Source organism: Mesorhizobium sp. M0185 (assembly GCF_040322175.1).
Lineage (GTDB): Bacteria > Pseudomonadota > Alphaproteobacteria > Rhizobiales > Rhizobiaceae > Mesorhizobium.
Genome location: NZ_JAMYSY010000040.1, coordinates 31,735 through 58,619 on the forward strand (window position 1 = coordinate 31,735; position 26,885 = coordinate 58,619).

General features: G+C 63.7%; 22 protein-coding genes, 1 tRNA gene and 1 pseudogene. 12 read left to right on the forward strand and 12 right to left on the reverse strand.

Going from position 1 to position 26,885, the window contains the following annotated elements; genetic code table 11:
• Positions 1 to 5: 5 nt before the first annotated feature.
• Positions 6 to 1,964 carry an acetoacetate--CoA ligase gene (locus NKJ20_RS25375; protein ID WP_352747830.1) on the forward strand — a complete coding sequence of 653 codons (1,959 nt, stop codon included), beginning with the start codon at positions 6 to 8 and terminating at the stop codon, positions 1,962 to 1,964.
• 284 nt (positions 1,965 to 2,248) lie between these two features.
• Here the strand turns inward: NKJ20_RS25375 and NKJ20_RS25380 are convergent, their stop codons facing one another.
• Positions 2,249 to 5,995 (reverse strand): PAS domain S-box protein, encoded by a 3,747-nt coding sequence (locus NKJ20_RS25380; RefSeq protein WP_352747832.1) that lies wholly within the window; start codon positions 5,993 to 5,995, stop codon positions 2,249 to 2,251.
• A gap of 253 nt (positions 5,996 to 6,248) precedes the next feature.
• Here NKJ20_RS25380 and NKJ20_RS25385 point away from each other — a divergent pair, with 253 nt between their 5' ends.
• Positions 6,249 to 6,707, forward strand: coding sequence for a phasin (locus NKJ20_RS25385; protein ID WP_352747834.1), 459 nt, complete (start codon positions 6,249 to 6,251; stop codon positions 6,705 to 6,707).
• Positions 6,708 to 7,052: 345 nt separating this feature from the next.
• Positions 7,053 to 7,129: transfer RNA gene (locus NKJ20_RS25390), tRNA-His, on the forward strand.
• Positions 7,130 to 7,190: 61 nt separating this feature from the next.
• Here NKJ20_RS25390 and NKJ20_RS25395 read toward each other — a convergent pair.
• On the reverse strand, positions 7,191 to 8,099 hold the full coding sequence (locus NKJ20_RS25395; RefSeq protein WP_352747837.1) for a LysR family transcriptional regulator: 909 nt from the start codon (positions 8,097 to 8,099) through the stop codon (positions 7,191 to 7,193).
• 137 nt (positions 8,100 to 8,236) lie between these two features.
• Between NKJ20_RS25395 and NKJ20_RS25400 the strand changes: the two genes are divergently transcribed.
• The 4 genes from NKJ20_RS25400 (at position 8,237) to NKJ20_RS25415 (ending at position 10,920) form a co-directional block, all read left to right on the forward strand.
• Positions 8,237 to 8,989: an SDR family NAD(P)-dependent oxidoreductase gene (locus tag NKJ20_RS25400; protein WP_352747839.1), complete on the forward strand. Its 753-nt coding sequence runs from the start codon at positions 8,237 to 8,239 to the stop codon at positions 8,987 to 8,989.
• Positions 8,990 to 9,081: 92 nt separating this feature from the next.
• Positions 9,082 to 9,810 (forward strand): SDR family oxidoreductase, encoded by a 729-nt coding sequence (locus tag NKJ20_RS25405; protein WP_352450943.1) that lies wholly within the window; start codon positions 9,082 to 9,084, stop codon positions 9,808 to 9,810.
• On the forward strand, positions 9,810 to 10,154 hold the full coding sequence (locus NKJ20_RS25410) for an Atu4866 domain-containing protein (protein ID WP_352450944.1): 345 nt from the start codon (positions 9,810 to 9,812) through the stop codon (positions 10,152 to 10,154). Before NKJ20_RS25405 ends, NKJ20_RS25410 begins: the two co-directional genes overlap by 1 nt.
• 511 nt (positions 10,155 to 10,665) lie before the next feature.
• Entirely contained in the window at positions 10,666 to 10,920 is a 255-nt protein-coding gene (locus NKJ20_RS25415; protein ID WP_023719384.1) for a DUF768 domain-containing protein, read from the forward strand.
• Between the two features lie 60 nt (positions 10,921 to 10,980).
• Here NKJ20_RS25415 and NKJ20_RS25420 read toward each other — a convergent pair whose 3' ends face one another.
• The 3 genes from NKJ20_RS25420 to NKJ20_RS25430 form a co-directional block, all read right to left on the reverse strand.
• The gene (locus tag NKJ20_RS25420; RefSeq protein ID WP_352747842.1) at positions 10,981 to 12,108 is read right to left on the reverse strand and encodes a DmpA family aminopeptidase; all 1,128 of its coding nucleotides are present in this window, start codon (positions 12,106 to 12,108) and stop codon (positions 10,981 to 10,983) included.
• A 7-nt stretch (positions 12,109 to 12,115) separates the two neighbouring features.
• Complete coding sequence (xseA, locus tag NKJ20_RS25425; protein WP_352747845.1) at positions 12,116 to 13,681, reverse strand: exodeoxyribonuclease VII large subunit; 1,566 nt, start codon at positions 13,679 to 13,681, stop codon at positions 12,116 to 12,118.
• A gap of 70 nt (positions 13,682 to 13,751) precedes the next feature.
• Positions 13,752 to 14,708 (reverse strand): LysR substrate-binding domain-containing protein, encoded by a 957-nt coding sequence (locus NKJ20_RS25430; protein ID WP_023680469.1) that lies wholly within the window; start codon positions 14,706 to 14,708, stop codon positions 13,752 to 13,754.
• 234 nt (positions 14,709 to 14,942) lie between these two features.
• Between NKJ20_RS25430 and NKJ20_RS25435 the strand changes: the two genes are divergently transcribed.
• Positions 14,943 to 15,233 carry a DUF1127 domain-containing protein gene (locus NKJ20_RS25435; protein ID WP_352450947.1) on the forward strand — a complete coding sequence of 97 codons (291 nt, stop codon included), beginning with the start codon at positions 14,943 to 14,945 and terminating at the stop codon, positions 15,231 to 15,233.
• A 174-nt stretch (positions 15,234 to 15,407) separates the two neighbouring features.
• Here the strand turns inward: NKJ20_RS25435 and NKJ20_RS25440 are convergent, their stop codons facing one another.
• From NKJ20_RS25440 to NKJ20_RS25455, 4 genes are all read right to left on the reverse strand, one after another.
• Positions 15,408 to 16,466 carry a DUF937 domain-containing protein gene (locus tag NKJ20_RS25440; protein WP_352747848.1) on the reverse strand — a complete coding sequence of 353 codons (1,059 nt, stop codon included), beginning with the start codon at positions 16,464 to 16,466 and terminating at the stop codon, positions 15,408 to 15,410.
• A gap of 102 nt (positions 16,467 to 16,568) precedes the next feature.
• Positions 16,569 to 17,942, reverse strand: coding sequence for a glutamate--cysteine ligase (locus NKJ20_RS25445; RefSeq protein WP_352747850.1), 1,374 nt, complete (start codon positions 17,940 to 17,942; stop codon positions 16,569 to 16,571).
• Between the two features lie 185 nt (positions 17,943 to 18,127).
• Positions 18,128 to 18,862, reverse strand: coding sequence for a 16S rRNA (uracil(1498)-N(3))-methyltransferase (locus NKJ20_RS25450; protein WP_352747864.1), 735 nt, complete (start codon positions 18,860 to 18,862; stop codon positions 18,128 to 18,130).
• Between the two features lie 31 nt (positions 18,863 to 18,893).
• The gene (locus tag NKJ20_RS25455; protein ID WP_352747853.1) at positions 18,894 to 19,541 is read right to left on the reverse strand and encodes a hypothetical protein; all 648 of its coding nucleotides are present in this window, start codon (positions 19,539 to 19,541) and stop codon (positions 18,894 to 18,896) included.
• 74 nt (positions 19,542 to 19,615) lie between these two features.
• Between NKJ20_RS25455 and NKJ20_RS25465 the strand changes: the two are divergent.
• Positions 19,616 to 20,314, forward strand: a pseudogene (locus NKJ20_RS25465) (type 1 glutamine amidotransferase).
• Between the two features lie 287 nt (positions 20,315 to 20,601).
• Complete coding sequence (locus tag NKJ20_RS25470; protein ID WP_292664785.1) at positions 20,602 to 20,742, forward strand: hypothetical protein; 141 nt, start codon at positions 20,602 to 20,604, stop codon at positions 20,740 to 20,742.
• Between the two features lie 28 nt (positions 20,743 to 20,770).
• Here NKJ20_RS25470 and NKJ20_RS25475 read toward each other — a convergent pair whose 3' ends face one another.
• The 3 genes from NKJ20_RS25475 to NKJ20_RS25485 are packed head-to-tail and all read right to left on the reverse strand — an operon-like array spanning position 20,771 to position 23,576.
• The gene (locus NKJ20_RS25475) at positions 20,771 to 21,541 is read right to left on the reverse strand and encodes a metallophosphoesterase (protein WP_352747867.1); all 771 of its coding nucleotides are present in this window, start codon (positions 21,539 to 21,541) and stop codon (positions 20,771 to 20,773) included.
• A gap of 38 nt (positions 21,542 to 21,579) precedes the next feature.
• Positions 21,580 to 22,716 carry an alpha-hydroxy acid oxidase gene (locus NKJ20_RS25480; RefSeq protein ID WP_254819311.1) on the reverse strand — a complete coding sequence of 379 codons (1,137 nt, stop codon included), beginning with the start codon at positions 22,714 to 22,716 and terminating at the stop codon, positions 21,580 to 21,582.
• Positions 22,717 to 22,772: 56 nt separating this feature from the next.
• Complete coding sequence (locus NKJ20_RS25485) at positions 22,773 to 23,576, reverse strand: FadR/GntR family transcriptional regulator (RefSeq protein ID WP_352502088.1); 804 nt, start codon at positions 23,574 to 23,576, stop codon at positions 22,773 to 22,775.
• 211 nt (positions 23,577 to 23,787) lie between these two features.
• Between NKJ20_RS25485 and NKJ20_RS25490 the strand changes: the two genes are divergently transcribed.
• Positions 23,788 to 25,122, forward strand: a complete 1,335-nt coding sequence (locus NKJ20_RS25490) for a DUF3422 family protein (protein WP_352472690.1) — start codon at positions 23,788 to 23,790, stop codon at positions 25,120 to 25,122.
• A gap of 136 nt (positions 25,123 to 25,258) precedes the next feature.
• Positions 25,259 to 26,755, forward strand: coding sequence for an FAD-linked oxidase C-terminal domain-containing protein (locus NKJ20_RS25495; RefSeq protein ID WP_352747861.1), 1,497 nt, complete (start codon positions 25,259 to 25,261; stop codon positions 26,753 to 26,755).
• Positions 26,756 to 26,885 lie beyond the last annotated feature (130 nt).

Below are 26,885 nucleotides of genomic sequence, written 5' to 3' on the forward strand. Positions count from 1 at the left end.
CAATGGTGGCTGACGACGCACCGCTCTGGATCCCGACGCAAGAGCAGATCGACGCAGCGCCGATGACCGCCTTCATGAACGCCGCGGCGAGCATAGCCGGCGAGGCTTTCTCCTCCTATACCGACCTGCATCGCTGGTCGATCGATCACCGCGAGACCTTCTGGAGCCTGGTCTGGGACTTTTGTGGCATCGTCGGCGACAAGGGCGAACGCGTGCTGGTCGATGGCGACAAGATGCCCGGCGCGACCTTCTTCCCTGAGGCGAAGCTGAACTTCGCCGAGAATCTCCTCAAGAAACCCGGGCTTGGCGACGCAATCGTCTTTCGCGGCGAGGACAAGGTCGAGCGGCGGCTGTCCTGGAACGAGCTGCATGCGCTGACCTCGCGCCTGCAGCAGCTTTTCCTGTCGCTCAAGGTGAAGAAGGGCGACCGCATCGCCGCGATGATGCCCAACATGCCGGAGACGGTTGCTGCAATGCTGGCGGCCGCCTCGATCGGCGCCGTCTGGTCGTCCTGCTCCCCAGATTTCGGCGAGCAGGGAGTTCTCGACCGGTTCGGCCAGATCGAGCCTGTCGTGTTCATCGCGCCGGACGGCTACTGGTACAATGGCAAGGCGATCGAAGTCGCCGACAAGATCGCGGCCGTGGCGGGCAAGCTCGCCACCGTCCGCAAAGTCCTCATTGTCGACTATCTCGGCACCTCGCTCGACGTCGCCGCGACCATCGGCAAGGCGGCTGCGCTGGAAGAGGCGCTGTCACCCTTTGCCGCAAGGCCTGTCGCCTACGAAAGGCTGCCGTTTTCGCATCCGCTGTACATCCTGTTTTCATCGGGCACGACCGGCATTCCCAAATGCATTGTCCATTCGGCCGGCGGAACGCTGATCCAGCACGTCAAGGAAGAACGGCTGCATGCCGGCCTGCTCGACGGCGACCGCTTCTTCTACTTCACCACCTGCGGCTGGATGATGTGGAACTGGCTGGTGTCGGGCCTGGCATCGGGCGCCACCTTGCTGCTCTACGACGGCTCGCCGTTCTACCCGGACGGCAATGCGCTGTTCGACTTCGCCGATGCCGAAAAGATGACCTATTTCGGCACCTCGGCCAAATTCATCGATTCCGTGCGCAAGGCCGGCCTGAAGCCGATCCGCACGCATGATCTTTCCAGCGTGCGCACCATCTCATCGACCGGCTCGCCGCTATCGCCGGAAGATTTCCGCTTCGTCTATGAAGGCATCAAGAAGGACGTGCATCTGGCTTCGATTTCCGGCGGCACCGATATCGTCTCCTGCTTCGTGCTCGGCGTGCCGATCGAACCGGTATGGACCGGCGAGATCCAAGGGCCCGGGCTCGGCCTTGCCGTCGATGTCTGGGCCGATGACGGCCGCCCGCTCCGCCAGGAGAAGGGCGAGCTCGTCTGCACCAAGGCGTTTCCGGCGATGCCGATCGGCTTCTGGAACGACCCTAACGGCAGGAAATACAAAGCCGCCTATTTCGAACGTTTCGACGATGTCTGGTGCCACGGCGATTTCGCCGAATGGACCGTCCATGGCGGCCTGATCATCCATGGCCGTTCCGACGCCACGCTCAATCCGGGCGGTGTCAGGATCGGCACGGCGGAGATCTACAATCAGGTCGAGCAGATGCCGGAAATCCTCGAAGCGCTGTGCATCGGCCAGGATTTCGACAATGACGTGCGTGTCGTGCTGTTCGTGCGGCTGGCGGCCGGCGTTGAGCTCGATGCCGAGCTGGAAAAACGCATCCGCGCGAAAATCCGCACCGGGGCGAGCCCGCGCCACGTGCCGGCCAAGATCGTCGCCGTCAGCGATATTCCGCGAACCAAATCGGGCAAGATCACCGAGCTCGCGGTACGCGACATGGTGCACGGCCGCGCCATCAAGAACAAGGAAGCGCTCGCCAATCCCGAAGCGCTCGAGCTGTTCCGCAACCTGCCGCAGCTTGCCGACTGACCACGGGATCCAAGGTGGGAGCCGTTTTGAGGTCTCAGGTATCGTTAACAAATTATCTCTTCGGAATTTACCTAGATTTCATGAGTGGTACACATTGGTAAATTTTCCGGCGTGCCGGTAAGGATTTGTTAAGGCCCCGGCATCAATAGTCGTGCGTAACTTGAGGGAGAAATCCCGTTCCTCTTAGCCCCGAGAGGATCTGATTCGCTCAAGCCCCGTTGTGACAGCAATTCCAATTTCTCAAGGCGTCCTGTTGGACGCCTTTTTTCTTTGCGCAACCATAGCTAACCGGCGAGCACGCGGGTCGAGGGAAAGGCGACTTCGACCAGGGTTCCCTCGCCGGGCGTCGAGTTGATGGTGAACCGGGCCCGGTTCGCTTCGACCATCGCCTTGGTCAGCGGCAGCCCAAGACCCGTACCGTCGCCACGGCCGCGCTTCAGCGCATTGATCTGCTTGAACGGCTTCAGCGCCTGCTCGATCTCGGACTGGCTCATGCCGATGCCGGTATCGCGCACGCGCATGACGACATCGCCGGAGATCTCGTAAGCCGTCGACACGATCACCTGGCCGCCAGCCTGCGTGTAGCGGACGGCGTTCGACAGGATGTTGAGCGCGATCTGCCGCACGCTGCGCAGATCGGCCACCACTTCCGGCAGCCGCGAGGCGAAGCTGGAGCGGATGATGACGCGTTCCCGGTTGGCTTGCGGCTGCATCATCGCCACGGTTTCGGCCAGCGTGTCGTTAAGCGACACCGCCTCATAGGCCATCTCCTGCTGGCCGGCCTCGATTTTCGAAATGTCGAGCAGGTCGTTGACCAGATCGAGCACGTGGTTGCCCGAACGGTTGATGTCGCGCAGATAGTCGCGATAGCGGTCATTGGCCACCGGCCCGAATTTCTCGTCGACCATCAGCTCGGAAAAGCCGATTATGGCGTTGAGCGGCGTGCGGATCTCGTGGCTGATGCGGGCCAGAAAATCGGTCTTCTGCGACGAGGCGCGTTCGGCGACCGCCCGCGCCTGGGTCAAGTCCTCTTCGGCCCGCTTCCACTGGGTGATATCGCGCACCACCGCACAGAAGCCGCTGTCGTTGGGCAGCCTGCCGATGGTCATGAACAGCGGAATGAAACGCCCCTGCGCCTCGCGCCCGATCACCTCGCGGCCATCGTTCATCACGCTTGCAACGCCGGGCTCCGACAACCCCTCGAGATAGTCACGCGCCGCGCGCTGGCTTTCGATCGCAAACAGCGAGACGAACGGTTTGCCGGTCACCTCGTCGCTGTCGAAGCCGAACAGCGCTTCCGCCGGACGGCTAATTGAACGGATCGTTCCGTTACGGCCGATCAGCACGACGCCGTCGGTGGCGGTGTCGATGATAGTGCGCATTTCGGCAATGCGTGCCTTGAGCTCGGAAACATCCGGCTGCGTTTGGTCTTCGGCGGCGCCATGTGGAATGGCTGCTGCCTCGTCGTCGCCGGAACGACGTACGACCAGCATCAGCGCCTTGCCGTTTCCCCAGGGTACGGAGCGTAAAATCGCATCGATCGGAAACTCCTGACCGTCGCGCGTTTTCAGCCGCAGAGCGCGGTCGCCGCCGTCCGAACTGCCGTCGTCGGCATAATGGTCGGCAAACAGCGCGCCGAGCCCGCCGGCCTCGTCCAGGGCATTGAGCGTCGCATAGCCGGTCAAGCCGAGGAATTCGTCGTTCGCGTAGTGCAGTTGATCGCCGGAATGGATAAGCACCGGCACTGGCAGCTTGCCCAGGATCGAGGTATCCGGCCCCTTGTTGTCCTCTCCGGCAAACGCCGACGGCACGAAGCCGTCGAGCTTGAGCGGTGGTGCCTGCGGCCGCTCGACGGGCGGCACCTGGCCGGCAGCGTCGGCTGCGGCTGCGCTGTCCTCGGACCAATCCTCGCTGTCCTCGGCGTCACGGAAATCTTCGGCCGTCATGCTATCGTCGTCGCCATCCCGCGGCGCTTCGGCGACGATCGTTCGACGGTTCGTGCTGGGCTCAACGCCTTCCCGCGCTTCATCGCTGGGTTCGCGGTCGGCATAGTCGAGCAGCGATCCGGAAACAGGGCGTGTGACGGGTTCGCCGGCTTGCGCCTCTGCTACCGCCTCATCCGGCTGCTCGCCGTCGAGCCGGGCAAGATCCTTCTGGTCTTCGGTATCGGCCTCGGGCGGTTCGGCGGCAGCCGCCCCGCTTTCCGGACCTGGTTCCGGCATCTCACCCTTGTCCGCCAGCCCGGCTTCTTTCAGCTTTGGCTCGTCGGCCTTGCCGGCTGCCTCGACTTTCTCAACCGGCTTCTGCTTTCCGGCGCTGGGCTGTTCTTCGGCCGGGGTGCTGTCCTTCTTGAGACGCTCGCCAATCTCGCGAAACGCGCTGCGTTCCAGCGTCGACAGGCCCTTGTCGTTGGCCGGCTGCCGGTGCTCGGCCAGCCGGATCACCTTGTCGGCAAAGCGCCGCTCGGGTTTTGGCACGATGGTCAATGCCGGCACTTCGCCCCTGAACGGATCGGCGGATTTAGGTGTCTCGGGGAGAGGTTCGACGGCTTTCGGCCCGATGGTCGCGGCAGGTTTCTCCTCGGCGACAAGGGCCATGCCGACGGCATCCGGATCGACCACCGCATCGCCGCTCCTGGCCACGCCGAAACCGCGAAAACCTTCGAAAACGCGGCTGCGGCTGTAAACCGGGAGCGCCGCCAGATCGACGGGTATCTTCAGATCGGTGCCGGCGACCGGCCACAGCACGGAGCGGCCGGACCAGGTGTCGCGCCGTTCGAGCAGGCCGGCAATCTCGCCAGAAGCATCGAGGCCATAGGCGGCCGAAACGTCCTCGAAGCGGCGGCCGATCACGTCGGCGGCAGGCTTGCCGACGAGCTCGGCAAATTCCGGCGAAAGGGCGCTGAAATGGCCCTCCGCGTCGGTACGCCAGACGAAACGCATGGGCGCGGCGGTGCGATCGATCGCCGAAGCGCTGTGTTCGGCCGGCGAGGCGGCTTTGGTGGCCTTTGCGGCGCTTTCCGGCGAAGTATCCGCGCCGGCCTGCGAAGCGTCCGGGCTGGTCTCGACTTTGCCGGACGCAGCTGCCCCGGGCGGGACCTGCGCGTCGTCGCCGGCATTGAAGTACCAATGGTCATGCTGCGTCGGCGTTTCGCCAACCGTGCGGTGATCGTCGGCCGCGTCGGCAGGTTCGTGCTCCGCCGATGCCGAGGTGCCTTGCATCGCTGCAAGGTCGATCTCCGCCGCGCCGGTGCTGGCGATCAGCTGCTCGTTGTCCTGGTCCGTTGGCTGGGGAAGATCGCCACCGCTCGGTGCCGCTGCCGCCTCGGTTTCCCCGCCGGCGCGCTCGCCATCGGGGGCCTCGCCGTCAAGCCGGTCCTCGTCGATCACCACCAGCAGGTGCCGCTCGTCCGTCAGCCGGGCAAGGCCCGCGGGATAGGAGCTGGACCCACCCGGAACTAGGCGCTTGACGATGCGGTCGCTCTCGTTCGCCACGTCGGCGACAAGCGCGGCCAGCGTCTCAGGCCGGATGCCGAGCGCCGAAAAGCCGTCCGATGCGGCGTCGATATTGCCCTTGGCATCGACAAAGGCGATGTAGTGGCCGTCTTCCGTAAAGCCACCGATGGCGCGGTCGGCGATCTCGGCGGCGCTGCGCGAGCCGGTCTGCGCCGCCGGCAGCGCCAGCATGATTGCTTCCTCGCCATCGGGCATGGTCACCGCGCTGGCCAGGAAGCCGACGGCGCGGCTGGTCAGGCCGGTCGCCAGCCGGACCGTGATGGCACGGTCGCGGCCGATCTGCGGAAAACCGCTGGTTGCCATGATCTGGCGCCGGGCGATCAGCGGCAACCCTGCCGAGGCGCCGATGATAGCGCCGATGTCCGGATAGCCGAATACCGCCGCGCCGGGCCCGTTGGCCCAGATCACCTGCTCGAGATCTGCCGACAGAATGGCGATCGCGTCGCCTGCGGCGAAGCGCAGGCGGACGGCGTCGAGCACGGCGACGTCAAGGAAGGAGTAGTTTTCAGCCGGCATGCGCTTGGCGACCCTCACAGAGCGGGCAATTTGCGGTTAACGCTTTGTTAATAAAAGCCGACGGCGTGAAGGTCCACAAGTCATAGCGTGCAACCAGCGGAATCTCTAGGCGCGTGGTTAACGCCGCGAACCAAATATTTTATGGTGCGATGCAACAAACATGTTGCAATGCACAAAATTTGCCTTTATATTGCCATGATAGATGAACGAGACGGCATTTTGTCAAAGCCGCTGCCGCTGAAAAGGATGGAAAATGTCCAGGACCAAGACCGCTGAAACGATCGAAAACGTTGAATTCCCGAGCTTCGACGCTTCGAAGGCCACCGACCAGATCCGTGCCTTCGCCGAAAAGGGCGTTGAGCAGTCGAAAGAGGCCTATGCCAAGCTGAAGACCGGCGCCGAGGAGACCCAGAAGGCTCTGGAGTCGACCTACGAGACCGCCAAGACCGTTTCCAGCGACCTGTCGCTCAAGACCATCGCCGCCTTGCGTGCCAATGCCGAAGCCGGCTTCTCGCATTTCGAAGCCCTGATCGGCGCCAAGTCGCTGTCGGAAGTCGTCGAGCTGCAGACAGCATTCGTGCGCAAACAGGTCGAATTGACCGTCGAGCAGGCCAAGGACTTCCAGGCGGTTGCTGCCAAGGCGGCCGAGGACGTATCCAAGCCGATCAAGACCGCCTTCGAAAAGGCCGTGAAAGAAATCAAGATCGCCTAATATTTGCGCACAGTTTGACGATGCATCAAAAGGTCGCATTTCGTCAGACAAATAGATGTGCGATATAATTGTTTCAAACGAATACCCGGCGGGTGGAACCTCCTCCCTCTGCTCACCGGGGTGACCAGCCAGCACCTCCTCCCGCTGGCTCGTAACAGGAAAGGCCGGCACCTCCTCCCGCCGGCCTTTTCTTTGTCCGGCGAAAAATGACGCGATGCCGGAGCGATCTTTTGCTTTGCCAAAAGCCTTGAATTAAACTCCGATAGCCCGTATGGACGCATCGCCGAACGACAGAGCGGGTCCCGGAGAATGAACGTTCCGTCTGGATTTCGCTCGGGCAAGCGTGCCGTTGTAGCTCAGATGGTTAGAGCGCCGGATTGTGGATCCGGAGGTCGCTGGTTCGATCCCAGCCAACGGTACCATTCAGCTTTCAGCCAGGTTTCTGACCAATAGCGCCGAGCGTTCACCACGATCCCGTAGCGCTCACCCACGGTCCCGCGCCTGACGCGCGCCGCGCAGGTGATCCACGAGGGCTCTCAGCTTCGGCGCGATATTCCGTCGGCTTGGGAAATAGAGATAGAAACCCGCAAACGGCGGAAAATAGCCGTCGAGGATTGGCACGAGCTCGCCGCGGTCGAGCCAGGGGCGGAATGTATCGGCCATGCCGAACGTGATTCCGGCGCCTGCAACGGCCAGCCGGATCATCAGCCACATGTCGTTGGTAGTGATCTCGGGCGCAACCGCCACGTCGAACTCGCGCCCGTCCTCGCCGAACTCCCACCGATAGGGCGAAACTCCCGGCGCCGGCCGCCAGCCGATACAGCGATGTGCCACAAGCTCACGCGGATGGGCGGGTGCTCCGAACTTTTCGAGATAGCGCGGGGCGCAGACGGCCATCTGTCGCTGATCGCCCGATACCGGCACGGCAATCATGTCCTGCTCGATCACTTCGCCGAGCCTCACTCCCGCATCATAGCCTTCGGCAACGATGTCGAATTCCTCGTCGGTGACCACAATATCCAGATGCACCTCGGGAAACCTTTCTGCAAAGGACGCCAGCAACGGTCCTGACAGAAAGGCCTCTGCGATAGACGAAACCGCGATCCGCAGGCGGCCGCGCGGGCGGTCCAGCAACTCCGTGGTGGCTTCGATTGCCGCGTTCACGTCGGCGATCGCCGGTGCGACGCTCGCCAGCAGGCGCTCGCCCGCTTCGGTCAGGTTGACGCTGCGTGTCGTGCGCTGCAGCAATGCGATGCCAAGGCTCTGTTCGAGCCTGAGGATGCTCTGGCTGACCGCTGAGCGCGTCACGCCCAACCGGTCTGCCGCAGCGCGAAAATTGCGTTCCTCGGCCACGGTGACGAAGACGGCAATTGCATTGAGATCGATGTCCATTGGTTAGCCAAACTTACCATAGAGGTTAACAGCGGGCGGGTTATCGCGACAATGCCATGGCTCTATCTCTGTCGCAACGGCAAGAAAGGCTTGATCCCCCGATCCAGGCCGATGCCGGTTGACCAAGGAGATACCCCATGACATCACTGCCTTCCTCCTGGAGCCTGGATGGAAAGGTCGCTCTCGTGACCGGCGCGGCACGCGGAATCGGTCGCTGCACGGCGGAGCTTCTGCGTGCGCGCGGGGCCCGGATCGTGGCAAGCGATCTCAGCGACAGCGTACGCGAATTGGAAGCCGAGGATGTGGCAACGCTGGTCGGCGATGTCGCCGACGAGGACCTGGCCAGACGCTCGGTCGAACTCGCCGCGAAGCGCTTCGGACGACTGGATATCGTCGTGAACAATGCCGGTCGCACGCTCAACAAACGACTGACTGAGACCTCGGTCGACGACTATGACCGCATTCTGCAGATCAACGCGCGCGGCAGCTTCGTCACTGCCCGTGCCGCGGTGGAACTGATGGCTGCCGGCGGTGGCGGCTCGATCGTCAATGTCTCGTCGATCTCGGCCGTCGCGGCCTTCGAGACGCAGGCGGCCTATGCCTCCTCCAAGGCCGCTGTCGCACAGCTGACCAAGGTGATCGCGATCGAATACGGGCGCATGGGCATTCGCTGCAACGCCGTTGCTCCTGGCGTGATCGAAACCGACATCATGGAAGGTGTGGTGGAGAATGGCCGAGAGATGCTGCGCAGCTTCGGCGGCGCGCACCCAATCGGCCGGATCGGCCAGCCGCAAGAAGTTGCCGAGGCCATCGCCTTTCTTGCCTCGCCGGCATCCAGTTTCATCACCGGGGCCTTGCTTCTGGTCGATGGCGGCTACACCGCCCAGTGAGCCCCCCAATAGGGCCGGCGCGCAGCGGGAGCTCACCCGCACCAAATCCCTTCACATCGTGAAAATAATCACAGACCAAAAGGATCATCTCGATGACCATGAACAGAGTTGTTCTGATCACCGGTGCCTCCAGCGGCATCGGCGCTGGCATTGCCCGCGAGCTTGGCGCGGCAGGTGCGAAGCTGATGCTCGGCGCACGCCGCACCGACCGCCTTGAAGCGCTTGCGGCCGAAATCGAGGCAGCTGGTGGAACGGTTCGCGTGCGAGCGCTCGACGTCACCAGGAGGGCGGATGTCGCAGCATTCGCCGACGCAGCCCGGGCCGAATGGGGCCAGGTCGATGTCATCGTCAACAATGCGGGCGTCATGCCGCTGTCGGCCATGGCAGCCATGAAGGTCGACGAGTGGGAGCTGATGGTGGACGTCAACATCAAGGGTGTTCTGTACGGCGTCGCGGCGGTTCTGCCCGAGATGACGGCACGCGGCTCCGGTCACATCATCAATATCGGTTCCATTGGCGCACTGGCCGTCTCGCCCACGGCTGCCGTCTATTGCGCAACGAAATACGCTGTCCGCGCGATTTCCGATGGGCTCCGCCAGGAGAGTGACGATATCCGCGTAACCTGCATTCATCCTGGCGTGGTGGAAAGCGAGCTGGCGAACACGATCTCCGACGAAGCCGCTGCCGCCGCCATGAAAAGCTGGCGTGCTATTGCCCTGCAACCCGATGCCATCGCCAGGGCAGTGCGCTATGCAATCGAACAGCCCGACGATGTCGACGTCAACGAGATAGTCGTGCGTCCGACGAAGGCGGCGCATTGATGCGATCCACTTTGGCCGCAGTGCTTACGGGTATTGCCGTTGCTGTAGCTCCAACCGGCCTGACCCTTCCTGCAACTCCAATCCTTGCGGAGGAACCAATGACGCACCAAGCTCATCCCTATGTCGGAATGTGGGTCACCGAGGATCGCCATATCAGGCACGAACTCCTGCCGAACGGCCGTTATGACGAAGCGCGCGGTGACCGCGAAGGCGCCTACCGGGGACGCTATGAAGTGCACGGCAACCACATAGAATACTGGGACGATACGGGCTTCACCGCGGATGGTGAGTTCGTCGAAGGCGTCCTCTATCATGCCGGCATGATCCTTTACCGCCAGCGGTAGAGAGCCACCCTGAGACAAGCACTTCAGGGTTTCCACAAGACGCTATTGCATGCCTTGCATGAGGCGCTCGGCAGCTTGCACGGCAAGGCCCGTCACACCACATATCTCCCAGCAAGCGCGGCGGAAAGAAGCAGGACCGCAAGCAGAGTCGACATTGCAAATGGTTATCACTATATAGCGGCGGCTTTGACGGCTCGCCTGTTACATGGTGCCGGCGAGAGGGCGGTAAATGTGCTAGCTATTGTGACATCTATTGTGATCTAAAACGGCTTGAAAACCGACAAAAAGCAAATAGAAACAATAGCGCGGGTCGAACGAGTTTCCTCGAGAGAATCAGTCCTCAAGAACTAGAACGTGCTCCTTGAACCCTCCATTCCCTTCGGCTCTGTGGACCTCGGACAAGTTCGGCTTGCCGGGCGAAGCCGACTCGGCTCGAATGGCAGCACGCATCTTTTCGAAGATGCCGACGTTTATGATTACCAACCGGCATAGCCGCTAGGGAAACAGCAGTATGAGTGAACACGCAATCGAGTTCTTGCGCGGGTGGATTGGCGAAAAAGTCCACTGCCAGCCCTCGCCAGCCAGGATCGAGAAGCAGGCCGAGACCCTCGCCAGGGAATGTGCGGCCAAGGCCGCCGAAGCCGGCATACCCCTGGAGGATATCCAGGAAGAGGTCGGCGACATTCAGGAGCTCATTGCTTCGAGGCTCGAAGAGGCGGCCGAGGCCGACCAGGACGAGCAGAATTCCAACAAGCCTGCCGGCTGACGGACCGCCCCGGCAAAACCTGCCGGGCGAACAATGCCTGTCTGATGCAGTTGCGCGGTCCTATCGCCGCGCAGCCTTGCCAAATCTCTCCTCGAGCCACTCTTTCGGCAATGCCGGCACGAAATTGCCGTCGCGCCCGGTCATGTCTTCATTGGCGACCAGCGCGTTGAGGATTGCTTCCTCCACGCTCTGAACGACGGCGTCGAAGAACGGGTTGATATCGGCATCCGGTATGTAGCCGGCGCTGACCAGCTTGCCGGCCGCGCCGCGCGCCGCGTCGGCATTGGCCGTGCTGAAGGCCAGAAAAATATCGCCGGACGAATTGTATCCATAGCCGCCGATCAGCGCCACGCCGAGCGGCACGCGTTTCGCCAGTCTTTTCAACTGATGCGGCATGAATGGCGCATCGGTGGCGACGATCGCGATGATGGAGCTCTTTTCCGCTCGCGGCGTGTTGTCCCGGATCGCCGGTTCGGCGAGTTCCGCTCCGGCTCTGATGCCACGGATCACGAGGTTTCGCCGTGCACCGAAATTCGACTGGACGAAGCAGCCGATCGTGAAACGCTCTCCATTCCAGTCGACGCTGCGCGAGGATGTGCCGGACCCTGCCTTGAAGCCGAAGGTGATCATGCCGGTGCCGCCGCCGACGCTGCCCTCGTCGATCGGCCCGCTTTCAGCCGTTTCGAGCGCGGAAAACACGTACTCGAAGCTCACATGGTGGCCGTTGATATCGTTCAGGAAGCCGTCGTAAGTCTCGCCCGCCACCGGCAGCGCCCAGGCGCTGTCGAGCGATTGCGGCAGCACCGTCTGCATCCAGCGCAACGTTGCGTCGCGGCTGACGCCGCAGGAATGGGTGTTGGTGATGGTGATGGGAAGATTGAACGCTCCGAGTTCCTCTATCAGATGCGAGCCGGTCAGTTCGCCATTGCCATTGGCGCTGAACATCCCGGCGAACGCCGGGACGGCCAACTCGCCTCTGGGCCGTGGCAGGATCGCGGTCACGCCGGTGCGTACCGGACCCTTGCCGACGACGAGCGGCCCATCCCCTGAGATCAGCGTCGTATAGCCGACCATCACGCCAGGCACATCGGTGATGGCATTGAAGCGGCCTGGCGTGCCCTCGAATGGGATCGCGAAGGCACGGGCGCGCAGTTTGCCCGAGGACGTCGCAAGATGCGGGTCGGTCATTTCTTCCTCAGAAAAGCGAACCTTGGCCGCCTGGCGCCTTGAGCTTGGCCGCGGGCTTGGCAACCGTCTTCGGCCGCGCCGTGCCACTGATGGCGACTGCATCGGCGGTGCCGTCGGCGAACTCCAGCGAAAGCGCCATCCCCGACACAACTTCTGCCGCATGCTTGACCACGGCGCCGTCCACATCCTTGACCAGCGCGAAGCCTCGCGCCAGCACGGCCTTGTGCGAGAGCGTCGCCAGCAGCCGGTCTGCCTGCGTCAGTTTTCCACGCAGACGGTCCAGCCGCCGCGAAATTGCCTGGTCCTGACGCCGCGTCAGCGCCAGCAGGGCATCGCCTTGCAGTTTCTGCCGTCTTGCGATCGGCGCCGGTGACAGTCTAGTCGCCGTGCGCGAAAACCGCGCTCGACGCTCGCGCACGATGGCGAAGAAAGCCGCTTGCGCACGGGCGAGGTCGCGGCGCGTCAGAGTGCGGGCTTCGTTCATGCGCCGCGACAAAGTCGCCGGCGTCAGCCGCTGCCCCAGAAGCCTGGCTCGCTTGCGCTCGACGCTGACCGACAGCGCCCGGCCGAGCCGGCTCGTCGCCTCGTCGAAGCGCCGCCGTGGCAGCGCCAGCAACTGGTCGGGCGAGGGCAGCGCACGGGCGGCCGCGCGTGCCGCCTGCCGCTTGCGTTCGAAATTGCGCGACAGTGCGGTCTTCAACCGCGCGCCAAGGCCGGCAAGCGTCGCTTCGAGGTCGACCTTGACCGGCACGGCGATCTCGGCGGCGCCTGTCGGCGTCGGCGCCCGTACATCCGCCGCCAGATCGATCAATGTCCAGTCGGTCTCGTGGCCGACCGCGGAAATCACCGGAATGCCCGAAGCGGCGACGGCCCGGGCGAGCGCTTCGTCGTTGAAGCCCCACAGATCCTCCAGGCTGCCGCCGCCGCGCGCCACGATCAACAGATCGGGCCGCGCGATGGCGCCGTCCCATGGCAGTGCGTTGAAGCCGTTGACGGCAGCGGTCACTTCCGCACCAGCCGTCTCGCCCTGCACCCGCACCGGCCAGACCAGCACGTGCAGTGGAAACCGATCCTTGATGCGGTGGATGATGTCGCGGATGACGGCGCCTGTCGGCGAGGTGATGACGCCGATGACGCAGGGCATGAACGGCAGACGCCGCTTGCGTGCCGCGTCGAACAGGCCTTCGGCCTGCAGCCGGCGCTTGCGCTCGTCCAGCAGCGCCATCAGCGCACCGGCACCGGCCGGCTCGAGATTGTCAATAACGATCTGGTAGTTCGACTTTCCGGGATAGGTGGTGAGCCGGCCGGTGGCGATCACCTCCATGCCTTCCTCTGGACGGAATTTCAGCCGGCTCATCGTGGTCTTCCACACCACGGCGTCGAGCCGCGCGCGATCATCCTTCAGGCAGAAATAGGCATGGCCGGAGGAATGCGGTCCGCGATAGCCGGAAATCTCGCCGCGCACCCGTACATTGCCGAAGACGTCCTCGACCGTACGCTTCAGCGCGCCGGAAATTTCGCTCACCGTATATTCGGTGGCGTTGGTGCGTGATTCGGATGCTGCGTCGCTCATCGGCCGATTGGGGGACGATTGCTGGCCGGCGTCAAGGCGGCCGTGTTCGATGTCCGCCCCAATCGCGCGATCACCAGCCCGGCAGGATCTGGTTCGGCTTGGTCCGCTTCATCTTGGCGAAGGCGAGGGCGGCGAAATCGAACGTGCCGGTCTCCTCGCCGAGTGGCACGGAAATATTGTCGAGGCTCTCCGAAATGTGGCGCGCAAGCGCGTCGACGATCTCCGGCCGCGAGGTCTGACCGCGCATGATGCCGATGCGGCAATCGGGCAGGGCGCCGAAACCGTCGGCCTCGCCCAGCACCCGCATGCCGGGCCGCAGGGCGCATTCCGGCAGCACCGAGATCGCCAGACCGGAAAGCACCGCGGCTGCGATGACGGTGGCAGAGAAGCTGGTGAACAGGATGCGATAGTCGCGGCTCTGCTGATCGAGCACGTCGGCGGCGGCCCGCCGCCAGATGCAGTTCGGCCGGCCGAAGGCCATCGGCAGGATCGGCTGCTCATGCGTCGCGTGGTTGGCCGAGGTAACCCACAGCAGCGGTTCGCGCCGCACCACTTCCGACTGGCCGCGCGCGTCGTTGTGCGTCACCAGCGCCAGGTCGAGATTGCCGCGCTTGATGTGTTCGACCAGTCCCGGCGTCGGTTCGCAGATAACGGTCAGTTCGACATGCGGGTTGGAACGGGCAAACCGCGCCATGATCTCTGGCAGGAAGCGATCGGCATAATCGTCCGGCGTGCCGATGCGGATGGTGCCTTCGAGCCGGCGGTCGTCGAAGGCGGCCAGTGTTTCCTTGTTGAGATAGAGCAGCCGCCTTGCGTAGGAGAGCAGTCTGTCGCCTTCCTCGGTCAGCCTGTTGGTGCGGCCGTCTTTTTCGAACAGCGGCTTGCCGATCCGTTCCTCCAGCCGCCGCATCTGCATCGACACCGCAGACTGGGTCCGATGCACCGCTTCCGCCGCGCGGGTAAAGCTGCCGGTGTCGACAATCGAGATGAAGGTCTGCAACTGATCGAGATCGAGCGGCGCTTTCATTGGCCTAATCCATCATTGATGCTGATGCTAAAGATTAGAAACATTCGTTGGATTAATCAATCGGGCCATGGCAAATTCCGATTGTCCACATGAAGCGAATGCATGTCGCCCAAAAGTGGGCACCGGTTTTGGGGCGACGACATGCATCATCTTAGATGAATCGAAGCCGGAACGGCCGCTGTCGCCAGCGCCCGATCGACCGGTTTCGCCCGTCCGAATGTGAAGGAGACCGACATGGCTACGTTTGATTTCGCTACCGAGACCTCGCGCATCACTTCGCGTCCGGCCGTTGCGACGCGCGTGGCCAACGCCGCTGCCAATGTTTACCGCGCCTGGAAAAACCGCCGCGCCTTTTATCGCCTCGGCGAGATGTCGGATGCCGAGCTCGCCGACATCGGCCTGACCCGCGCCGACCTGCACGTCGCTGTCGGTGTACCCTTTGGCCGCGATCCGACCGAAAGGCTTCGCGTCATCGCGATCGAGCGCGCCGAAACGATCGAGGATATTGCCCGCAAGGTGGCGTGATCGCGTGGTTTCGCCGTTCGGGCGCGTTGAACCTTTTTGAGGCACGACGCCACCAAGTTACGCAGGCTCCCCACTCCCTGCCGGATCCCCCGGCCAGCCTGCGCGCTGCCCGGTCCTCCCAGGACCGGGCTTTCTTTTTTGGGCGGCACTGATGATTGGTTGCCGGTGTCTGGTCTAGCGCCGGCCCATGCCCTGCTTGAACTGGTCGAAGATCGACTCCATGCCTTTCTGGTAGTCGTCGCGCTGCTGGGCGCCTGTCTCGAACATCTTGCCGAACAGGTCGTCAAACGGATTTCTCGGCCTGCCGCTCGGATTGGCCTGCGGCTGCGGCGCCTGGGGTTGCTGCGGCGCCTGACGCGGCTGAGACTGTTGTGCGCCACCGCCGAACATGTCCTGCAGCACCTTGCCGAGCGGATTGTCACTATAAGGGTTCTGTGTCTGCTGGGGTTGGTTCTGCGGCTGCTGTGGCTGTGGTGCACCGCCGCCGAACATATCCTGCAGCACCTTGCCGAGCGGATTGTCACCATAAGGGTTCTGTGTCTGTTGCGGCTGGCTTTGTGGCTGCTGCCCGCCGCCGAACATGTCCTGCAACACCTTGCCCAGCGGATTGTCGCCGTAAGGGCTCTGCGTCTGTTGCGGCTGCTGCCCGCCGAACATATCCTGCAGCACCTTGCCGAGCGGGTTATCCGTGGGGCCTGCAGGCTGAGGGGTCGGTGCCTGGCTGCCGCCGCCAGCCTGCCGCATCATCTGCTCGATGAGCTCGCCAAGCGGATTGCCGCCACCGCCTGCCGCATGCATCTGCCCGCCTAGCTGGTTGGTGGTCTGCTTGAATAGCCCGCCCATCATCATCGAGGCGATTGCCGGCAGCATCTGCTGCAACACCTGCTGGCTGACGCCGCTCGCCTGCGCGGCCTGGCTGGCGACGGCCCGCGACAAATCCTTCGAGCCGAATAAATGGCCCAGAATGCCGTTGCCTTCATCGAGGCCCTGCGGCGAGAAGGCCCGGCTTGCATCCTCGAAATATTTGGCGTGCTGGCCGCTGGCCATCGCCGTCATGAAGGAGCCGAGCCCATAAGGGTCGGAAGTGTTGCGCTTCAGCCCCTGCGAAAAGGCCGGCAGCAGCGCCGCGACCGCCGCCTGCGTCTGCTGCTGCGAAAGCCCGAACTGCTGGGCCAGCGCCTGCATGCCGTTGCCGTTCTGGGCCTGTGCCAGAATATCGAACAAGGAAGGCATTGTTTTCTCCTCCGGGAAAATCCTCGTTGGAGAAGCCTAGTTCGTTTCCATCACTGATTGAAGCGAATTTGCCGGACCATCGGCCAAGCGGATAGCGAAGCGTTAATACGCGTATTCCATGAACACCGGCTCGATCGAGCCGCCCCAGCGTGTGTGGTAGGCCGAGAGCATCTCTTCGGCGCTGGTGGTGCCACGCGCGACGACCTCGTCCAGCGTGTTGAGGAACGAGGTCTCGTCATAGCCGTCGCGGTTCTTGCGGCTGCGGTTCTTCAGTCCCATGCGCGAGATGACGAGCACGTCACGGGCTATCTCGCGCAATGTCGTGTTGCGGAAGGGCGCCGAAATGCCCTGTTCCGGCACCGCGTTGCGCATTGCCAGCACTTCGTCGTAGCTCCAGCTCGAGGTCAGCGCCTCGGCCGCGTCGAGCGCCGCCGCATCGTAGAGCAGCCCGACCCAGAAGGCCGGCAGCGCGCAGATGCGCCGCCACGGCCCGCCATCGGCGCCGCGCATTTCGAGAAAGCGCTTCAGCCGCACATCCGGGAACAGCGTCGAGAGATGGTTCGCCCAGTCGCCCATCGTCGGCAGCCCGTCCGGCAGTTCGTTGCGGGCAGCACCCGCCATGAACTGGCGGAAGGTGATGTGCGTCATGTCGTGGTATTGGCCATCGCGGATGACGAAATACATCGGCACGTCGAGCGCCCATTCGACATAATCGGCAAAGCCGAAATCGGGCGAGAAGCAGAATTCGAGCAGGCCGGAGCGCTGATTGTCGGTGTCGCGCCAGATCTCGCCGCGCCAGCTCTGCAGGCCGTTCGGCCGGCTTTCGGTGAAGGGCGAGTTGGCAAACAGCGCCGTCGACAGCGGCTGCAGCTTCAGCGACACCTGCATCTTGCGGCGCATGTCGGCTTCGCTTTCGAAGTCGAGGTTCACCTGGATCGTGCAGGTCCGGTACATCATGTCGAGGCCCTTGGTGCCGACCTTGGGCATGTAGCGGGTCATGATCTCGTAGCGCGATTTCGGCATTTTCGGCGTCTCGGCCAGCGACCATTTCGGGCTGCCGCCAAGGCCGAGAAAACGAATGCCCATCGGTTCGGCGATCTCGCGCACCTGCGCCAGATGCGCATTGCCTTCGCGGCAGGTCTGGTGGATCGTCTCCAGCGGCGCGCCGGACAGCTCGAACTGGCCGCCGGGCTCCAGCGAGATCGCGCCCTGGCCGGTCGGCTCGACCAGTCCGATGATGCGGCCGGCATCCATGATCGGGTCCCAGCCGAGTTTGTCCTGCATGCCTTCGAGGATGGCGCGGATGCCGCGCTCGCCGCCATAGGGCACCGGCGCATTGCCGTCGACATAGAACGGGAATTTCTCGTGCTCGGTGCCGATGCGCCATTTGTCGCGCGGCTTGTTGCCTTCGGCCAGATGCTCGACGAGTTCGTCGACGCTTTCTATCGGCCGGAAGTCGGTTGTATCGCGCGCCATAGGAGCCCTCCGCACATGACCCTGAAAATCGGCTTCGATTTTCGGAAGGGATCAGGTGCCCAATCAAATGCTACAGCGTCCTTTACGCGCCCGAAAGGACACGCGGCCACTGCCGGCGCTAGATGGACGAAATGTCAGTAGCCGATCAAGCGAAAAATCCTGAGCCAGCGGGTAATTGGAATTGATCACCAATCGCCGATTGTCGCCTGGATCAGCGCCAGTGCCGCCACCGCCGCCGTATCCGCTCGCAGGATGCGCGGCCCGAGCGGAATCGCGGTAACGAAAGGCAGCGCTCTCAGCATCTTGCGTTCCTCGTCGGAAAAGCCGCCCTCCGGTCCGACCAGCAGACCGAGCTTTCTCTCCCGCACCACCTGCAGTGCCGGCAGGGGACTGTTGGTCGATGCATCCTCGTCGCAGAAGATCAGCCGCCGCTCGCGGTCCCAGCCCGCCAGCAGGCGCTCGAATTTTTCCGCTTCGCGCAGCTCTGGCACCGCCAATATGCCGCATTGCTCGGCCGCCTCGACGACATTGGCGCGCAGGCGCTCGATGCCGGGTTTTGCCACTTGCGTATGCTGGGTGATGACCGGCTGCAGGATGCCGGCGCCCATCTCCACCGCCTTTTGCACGAGGTAGTCGAGCCGCCCTTGCTTCAGCGGCGCGAAACAGTAGACGAGATCGGGCAACGGCGGCTGCGGCCGCTGCAATGCCAGCAACTTCAGGCGCAACGCCTTCTTCGATTTTGCCGCGATCGCAGCCGACCATTCGCCGTCGCGGCCGTTGAAGACCAGAATTTCGGCGCCTTCGCCGAGCCGCAGCACGTGCGAGAGATAATGGCTCTGCTGCGGGCCGACGTCGAACTCGATGTCCGGTCCAAGCCCGTCCGGCACGAACAGCCGCTGCATCTTGTAATTGGCGCGCATCGCCGAGGAATGGGCGAGGCCATCGCCGGCGTCAAGCCTCCGCGCTGGCGTGCCAGACAGGTCTGTAGCCACGCTTCAGCACGGAAACAGTTGTCGCCGGCGTGAGCAGGCCGATTGGACCGTCGGTAAAATCGCCGAATCCCACCGGTTCGCCATAACCGCCGAAACTCCAGGGCAGCGCGGCGCCGTCAAACAGGGCGTACGCCCTGTTTCCTGACGAGATCATCGTGCCGTCCGGCAAATCCGCAAGCGCTTCCGGTTTCAGTCTCGTCGCCCGCCCGCCCGATGCCAGGCGCTCCTTGTGCAGGCGCTTGTCGAGTTGCGGCGCGCGTGACTCGGCAATGCCGAAGGCGTCGCCGAAACGCCGGACAAAATCCCTGGCCCGCTCGCGCCGGCAGAAGAAGCAGGGACGGTGGCCGGCGGCAAGTGCCGTCACCTCGTCGAGGAAAAACAGCTCGGTCCAGCCGGCCTTGCCGCCAGCCCGGTTGCGTCCCATCGGCTCGCGCCGCACGTTGCCGAATTCGCAGACGCAGATGATCCAGGCTTGCAGCGCCCAGCGCTTCTTCAACAGCGTTCTCGTCTCGGGGTCGTGAATGATGCCGCGATTGCCCATGAACAGGCCGCGCTCCGGCACGGCATGGATGGTGCCGAACGGGTCGATCCGGTTTTGCAGTGGCATAGGCGTTCCCTGTTGGCTGCAATGCTGGCGCCATGGTATCGCTCGTTGCATCAATTTCATGTCAGCAGGTTTCGATGCGGGTCTTGGTTGTCCAGAACTTCGACAATGAGGGCCTTGGCCAGATCGGCGCGGCCCTTGTCGAGGCGGGTGCCGCTATCGACCTGCGCCGTCCCTACTGCGGCGACGCGCTGCCGCAAGATAGCGGCGGGCATGACGCCATGGTGGTGCTCGGCGGCGCGCAGAATGCGCTGGACGACGAGCTCTGTCCTTATTTTCCTGGCCTGCTCGACCTGACGCGCGACTTTGCCGAGAGGGATCGCGCGGTGCTTGGTATCTGCCTCGGCAGCCAGTTGGTCGCGCGCGCCTTTGGCGGCGAGAACCAGATCGGCGGCGCGTCGGAGTTCGGCTGACACGAGGTCGCGCTCACCGCGGCGGCGCAGGCCGATCCGGTGCTCGCCGCCTTGCCTGAAAAATTCCCGATCTTCGAATGGCACGACGACACCTTTGTCTTGCCCGAGACTGCCGTGCGGCTGGCCGGCAACGCCGTCGCCGAGAACCAGGCGTTCCGCATCGGCCGCGCCGTCTATGGCTTTCAGTTCCATTTCGAGGCCGACCGGCCGATGGTTCGCGACTGGAGCACGTCCTTCGCACCGCTGATCGCCGAACGCCATCCGGATTGGGCCGTCCGGCTCGACGACGAAATGGCCCGCAACGGACCGCAAGCCGATGCCGCCGGCCTGGCCATCGCCCGCGCTTGGGTGGCGACGATCTGACGGCCCATATAGTCAACGTATTTGGCGACGTTGCATATTTGGCACGCGGCGGCAAATCCGCCGGGGATAACGCGTTTCATCCTTGGCCTGTGTCTGTCCGCCAGCCTAAAAGGCGCGCGCTCTGCATCTTGCGTGCAACCGCGATGAACCTTTCCTGTGACCCGCGCGACACACCACCGATACAGAACATGCCTAGAAGCGCGAAACCGTCAGACATTTGCGACGTATTTTGCGTTTCAACGCATTGGTAACCCGCTCGTGCATAGATGCAGGAAGCTCAACAAGAGATGACGTCCGTGAAAGCAGCCTTTTTGTCCTTTGTCATGTTGTCGGCTATCGTCTTGTGCGGCCTCGGCATTTATTCCGCCGACGCGGCCAACGACCACAATGCCGTTGACGGCTACGGCGTCACCGCCGCGCTTCGCTAGCCTCTCTGCTCATAATCCCACGCGTTTCCTACGCTCGCTCACCCGTCACTGTCAGGATATGCTTGTCCGCGCCGTCCACGACGAGCGCGGTGAGGTTTCCCGACTGCCAGGCGAGGGTGTCGACATTGACGCGGTTGCCGGTGATCTCGGGCTTGGGCACCGGCGTATGACCGTGCACCACGATTTTGGGATAAAGGCCGGTGTGGTCGTGGAAGACCTCGCGGATCCAGATCAGGTCCTGCCGGCTCTGGCTTTCCAGCGCAATGCCGGGCCGGATGCCGGCATGGCAGAAGAAGAAATCGCCGAACGTTACTGAAAAGGCCAGCGAGCGCAGGAACTCGACATGGTTCTGCGGCACGGCCTCGATCAGCGCGGCGTGCCCTTGCCGCAATGCCGCATCGGCGCGGCCAAACCAGACGCTGCTCCCACCGAGCGACACGCCATAGGACAGCGCCGTCTGGATGCCGCCATAGCGCATGAACAGCCCGTCCGGGTCGGGGACATCGAGAAAATCGAGGAAGCCGAGATCATGATTTCCGGCCAGCATCAGGTGACGCGGATCGCGTCTTTGCGCGTCGATCAGGAAATCGATGACGCCCCTGGAGTCCGGACCCCGGTCGACATAGTCGCCGAGATGGATCACGCGCCAATCGGCCGACGGTCTTTGACTGAGCTCCGCCTCGATCCGCCGGTGCATGGCGGTCAGCAAATCGAGCCGGCCGTGCACATCGCCGATCGCGTAAAGGCGCATGCCTTGCGGTCCGCGCGCCTCGTAGAAACTGATGCCGGGCTCCGTCAATGCCTGCGTCGCCTCCGTGGTCATGCCGTCACGGGACTTTAGCGCCGAAGCTGATCCTTGCCCATGTCGGTGACCAGACGCTTTCCGCACAGTGCCAGCGTTATGTCCATCTCCTTGCGGATGATTTCCAGCGCCTTGGTAACCCCTTCCTTGCCGAGTGCGCCGAGGCCGTACAGGAAAGGCCGGCCGATATAGGTGCCCTTGGCGCCGAGGCACAGCGCCTTGAGCACGTCCTGACCGGAGCGGATGCCGCCGTCCATATGCACCTCGATCGTGTCGCCGACGGCGTCGGCGATCTCTTCGAGCGCCATGATCGACGACGAGGCGCCGTCGAGCTGGCGGCCGCCATGGTTGGAAACGATGATCGCGTCGGCGCCTGTCCTGGCCGCCATCAGCGCATCCTCCTTGTCGAGTATGCCTTTCAGGATCAGCTTGCCGCCCCAGCGCTCCTTGATCCAGGCGACGTCCTTCCACGACAGATGCGGATCGAACTGCTCCTTCGTCCACGACGACAGCGAGGCGAGGTCGCCGACGCCCTTGGCATGGCCGACGATGTTGCGGAAGCTCCGGCGCTTGGTCCCGGCCATGCCGACGCACCAGCGTGGCCTGGTCGCCATCTGCCAGATGTGCTTCGGCGTCATCCGCGGCGGCGCCGAAAGCCCGTTGCGGATATCCTTGTGGCGCTGACCGAGGATCTGCAGGTCGAGCGTCAGCACCAGCGCCGAACATTTCGCCGCTTTTGCGCGATCGATCAAATCGAAGACGAAGTCCTTGTCGCGCAGCACATAGAGCTGGAACCAGAACGGCTTCCTGGTCACCGACGCGACATCCTCGATCGAGCAGATGCTCATTGTCGACAGCGTGAACGGCACACCGAATTCTTCCGCAGCCTGGGCCGCCAGCATCTCGCCGTCCGGATGCTGCATGCCGGTCATCCCGGTCGGCGCCAGCGCCACCGGCATCGTCACCTTCTCGCCGATCATGGTCGATTCCAGCGAGCGGTTGTCCATGTCGACAAGCACGCGCTGGCGAAACTTGATCTTCTGGAAATCCTCTTCGTTGGCGCGGTAGGTGCTTTCGGTCCAGGCGCCCGAATCGGCGTAGTCGAAGAACATCTTCGGCACGCGGCGGCGCGCCAGGTCCTTGAGGTCGGCGATGGTGAGAATGCTGCTCATGGATCTTTTTTCCGCTGGTTCTTCGCTGGTTCGTCGTTGAATTTTCTGGGCGGGGCCTACGGCTGTTTTCTTGCCGGCTCACCGCCACCGGGCTCGGAGCGCTGCCTGAGCCTCAGCCGCGACACGCGCTGCCAGTCGCCGCTGCGCTCGGCCTCGGCCATCGATCGTTCGACGTAGGAGATGTGGTCCATCGCCGCCTGCCGCGCCGCAGCCGGATCGCCGGCCTTGACCGCCGTGTAGATTGCCCGGTGCTGCGAAAGCAGCGCCTCGCGCGCGCCCGGCACATTAAATACCAGCCGCCGGTTCTGGAACACGCCTTCCGACAGCAGCCGATAGCAGGAGCGCAGCGTGTGCAGCAGGATGATGTTGTGCGCGCATTCGCAGATCGCGTGATGGAACTCGACGTCGATTTCCGCCTCGTCGTCGAAATTGCCGGTCCGGTGCGCCTCGTCCATACGTGCCATGATGCGGTCGAGCAGCGCCAGATCGTCCGATGTGGCACGCCGCGCCGCATATTCCGCCGCCACCGCCTCGATCTCGCGGCGGTACTCCAGATAGTCGGTCACCGCCTTGCGGTGCATCGAGATCAGGTCGGTCACCGGCTTGGTGAACAGCTGGCCGATGACATCGGCGACATGGGTGCCGCCGCCTGGCCGTGTCGTCAACAGCCCGCGCCCTTCCAAGGCTTTCAAGGCATCGCGCAGGATCGGCCGCGACACCTCGAACTGGCGCGCCAGTTCGCGCTCGCCCGGCAGCCGGTCGCCGGTGCGCAGGACGCCTTCGAGGATCAGGCTCTCGATCTGCTGCACCACCTCGTCGGCGGTGCGCGAATGCTCGATCCGGGAGAAAATGTCGCTCAAACGGGATGCCTGGGGGTTGAACCGATGTCGCGCAAGATAAAGCCGGCGTCGCCAACTGGTCAAATTATTTATCCAATTCGCCGGGGGTCGGGTCCGTTTCACAGCCGCGGCGCCATATCATCTTCAGCTAAATTGGGCGTTTGCGTCCCCTGGCGATTGCCTCTAGAGGGACATCATTGCCAAGGGCTCACAGAAGCCCGGGGGACCAGCCGTGCCAGACGCCGACCCTTCCAACCTCGAATTCCAGCTGCGCGCCAAAGCCGTGGGCGGCACCGTCATGGGCTTTCCGGCGCATGAAGGTCGGCCGGGCGCGCTCGGCGAGGTCCACGCCCGGCCGCAGCCGCTGGTCGAAAAGCCGCGCGTGCTGGTGCAGCTTTCCTTCATGACCGAAGCTGGATCCGGGATCGATCAGGCCGTGCTTTCCGAATTGTCGCGACGCCTCGGCATCGCCGCGCCCGACCCTCACGCCCGCCACCACGCGATGAAATGGGGCAAGGGCTCGCTGCGCTGGGAACGCCACACGGAATTCTCGACCTATCTCTGGGAAGGCCCGCTCGCCGAAAACGGCAGGGGGCAAGAAGACACACCCTTCGGCAACGGGTTTTCGCCGCCGGGCACGGTGATTTCCGGCATCAGGCTGGAGATCCGCAAATGGACGCCGGCGAACGAAAAACTGATCGCCGGCTTCGACCCGACCAGCCTGTGCTATTCGCTGGTCGAGCGCGGCAACGCGGCCATCGTCACCGATTTCCGTCAGGATGGCGACGGCTTGACCCGCATGCTGGTGCTCGACCGCGGCCTGACCCCGGCGCGCACCGGGGCACTGTCGCAGCGGCTGATCGACATCGAGACCTACCGCACGCTGGCCATGCTCGGGCTGCCGCTGGCCCTGACGCTGTCCGGTCGGGCCCGCCGCATCGAAGACAGGCTGGCCCAGACCACGTTGGAAATGAAGGTCGCCGAGACCCGCGACAGCCAGACGCTGCTTGCCGACTTGACCGAGCTGGCCGCCGAGCTGGAGGCCGATGCCGCCTCCAGCCTCTACCGCTTCGGCGCCAGCCGCGCCTATGACGGCATCGTGCGTGAACGGCTGGAGGCGCTCGACGAAGAGGCGGTGCCCGGCTACGACACCTGGGGCGGTTTTCTGCAGCGCCGCGTGGCGCCGGCGATGCGTACCTGCCGTTCGGTCGAGGAGCGTCAGGCCAATCTGTCGACGAAGCTCACCCGTGCCACCACACTGCTGCGCACCTGGGTAGACGTCGAGGTCGAGAAGCAGAACCGCGATCTTTTGGCATCGATGAATAATCGCGCCCGCCTGCAATTGCGGCTGCAGCAGACGGTGGAGGGGCTCTCGGTCGCCGCGGTTTCCTACTATGTCGTCGGCCTCATCGGCTACGTCGCCAAGGGCGCCTCGATCTTCGGCCATGCCTTCGCGCCGGAAATGGTCACCGCCGCCTCGGTGCCGCTCGCCGTCGTGCTCGTCTGGTGGGGCGTGCGCCGCGTCCGCCGCATGCACTCCGAACCAGGCAAGCAGCCGGGCGAGTAATGTGGGGCGCAGCGGCAGATTGCCGCTGCGGAAGGCTGTCCCGGCCATAGGCCTCTCATCCCGGCCAACGCGGCATTTGCAAGCGACCACTGTCGCTGGTAAATGATTTTTACCAGTCGATCGAAGGAGGCTGTCGATGTCCGGCCTTGCCATGCCGAAACCAGACGACGCCACGATGCGCCGGCGCGACGAGATCGTCGCCGATATGCGCATCATCGTGCCGGGCGAGGGCGTCGTCGACGCCGCCAATGCCATGCGCGCCTTCGAGAGCGACGGGCTCACCGCCTACCGGCAATTGCCGCTCGTCGTTGTACTGCCGCAAACCGTGGCCCAGGTCTCGCGGGTGCTGAAATATTGCAGCGACCGCAACATCCGCGTCGTGCCGCGCGGCTCCGGCACCTCGCTCTCCGGCGGTGCGCTGCCGCTCGAAGACGCGGTGCTGCTGGTGATGAGCCGCTTCAACCGCATCCTCGAGATCGATTTTCAGAACCGCGTCGTCGTCGCCCAGCCCGGCGTCACCAATCTCGGCATCACCACCGCCGTCGAGCAGGAGGGCTTCTATTACGCCCCCGATCCATCCTCCCAGATCGCCTGCTCGATCGGCGGCAATGTCGCGGAAAATTCCGGCGGCGTGCACTGCCTGAAATACGGTCTCACCGCCAACAATGTGCTCGGCATCGAGATGGTGCTGATGAATGGCGAGGTGGTGCGCCTCGGCGGCAGCCATCTCGACGCGGAAGGCTACGACCTGCTCGGCGTCATGACCGGCTCCGAAGGACTGCTCGGCGTCGTAACCGAGGTCACCGTACGCATCCTGAAGAAGCCGGAGACGGCGCGTGCCCTGCTGATCGGTTTCGCGACCAGCGAGCAGGCCGGCCAATGCGTTGCCGACATCATCGGCGCCGGCATCATTCCGGGCGGCATGGAGATGATGGACCGCCCGGCCATCCACGCCGCCGAGGATTTCGTCCAGGCCGGCTATCCGCTCGATGTCGAGGCGCTGCTGATCGTCGAGCTGGACGGGCCGGGTGTCGAGGTCGATCACCTGATCGGCCTGGTCGAAGCCATCGCCTATAGGAACGGCTCGACCATATGCCGCATTTCGCAGTCGGAGCAGGAGCGGCTGAGCTTCTGGGCCGGCCGCAAGGCGGCTTTCCCGGCGGTCGGCCGCATCTCGCCCGACTACTACTGCATGGACGGCACCATCCCGCGCAAGGAACTGCCGCGCGTGCTCGCCGGCATGCGCGAGCTGTCGGAGAAATACGGGCTCGGCGTCGCCAATGTCTTCCACGCCGGCGACGGCAATCTGCACCCGCTCATCCTCTATGACGCCAACGTGCCGGGCGAACTCGACAAGGCGGAGAGTTTCGGCGCTGACATATTGCGGCTCTGCGTCAAGGTCGGTGGCGTGCTGACCGGCGAGCACGGGGTCGGCGTCGAGAAGCGCGACCTGATGCCGGAAATGTTCAGCCAGATCGACCTCGACCAGCAGATGCGCGTCAAATGCGCCTTCGACCCCAACCATCTTTTGAATCCCGGCAAGGTCTTCCCGCAATTGAGGCGATGCGCCGAGCTCGGGCGGATGCACGTACATCGCGGGCAAGTGGCGTTTCCGGACATTCCGAGGTTTTGAGGGGATGACAGCTCAGAATGGGGGTTCCTCGCCCCCGCAAAGCGGCTAGGGCATATACACATCTCGCAGAGCCCATCCATCGGCACAGGCACGGAAGTAGGCCAGGCCGTTGTAGAAGGTGATTGGTCCC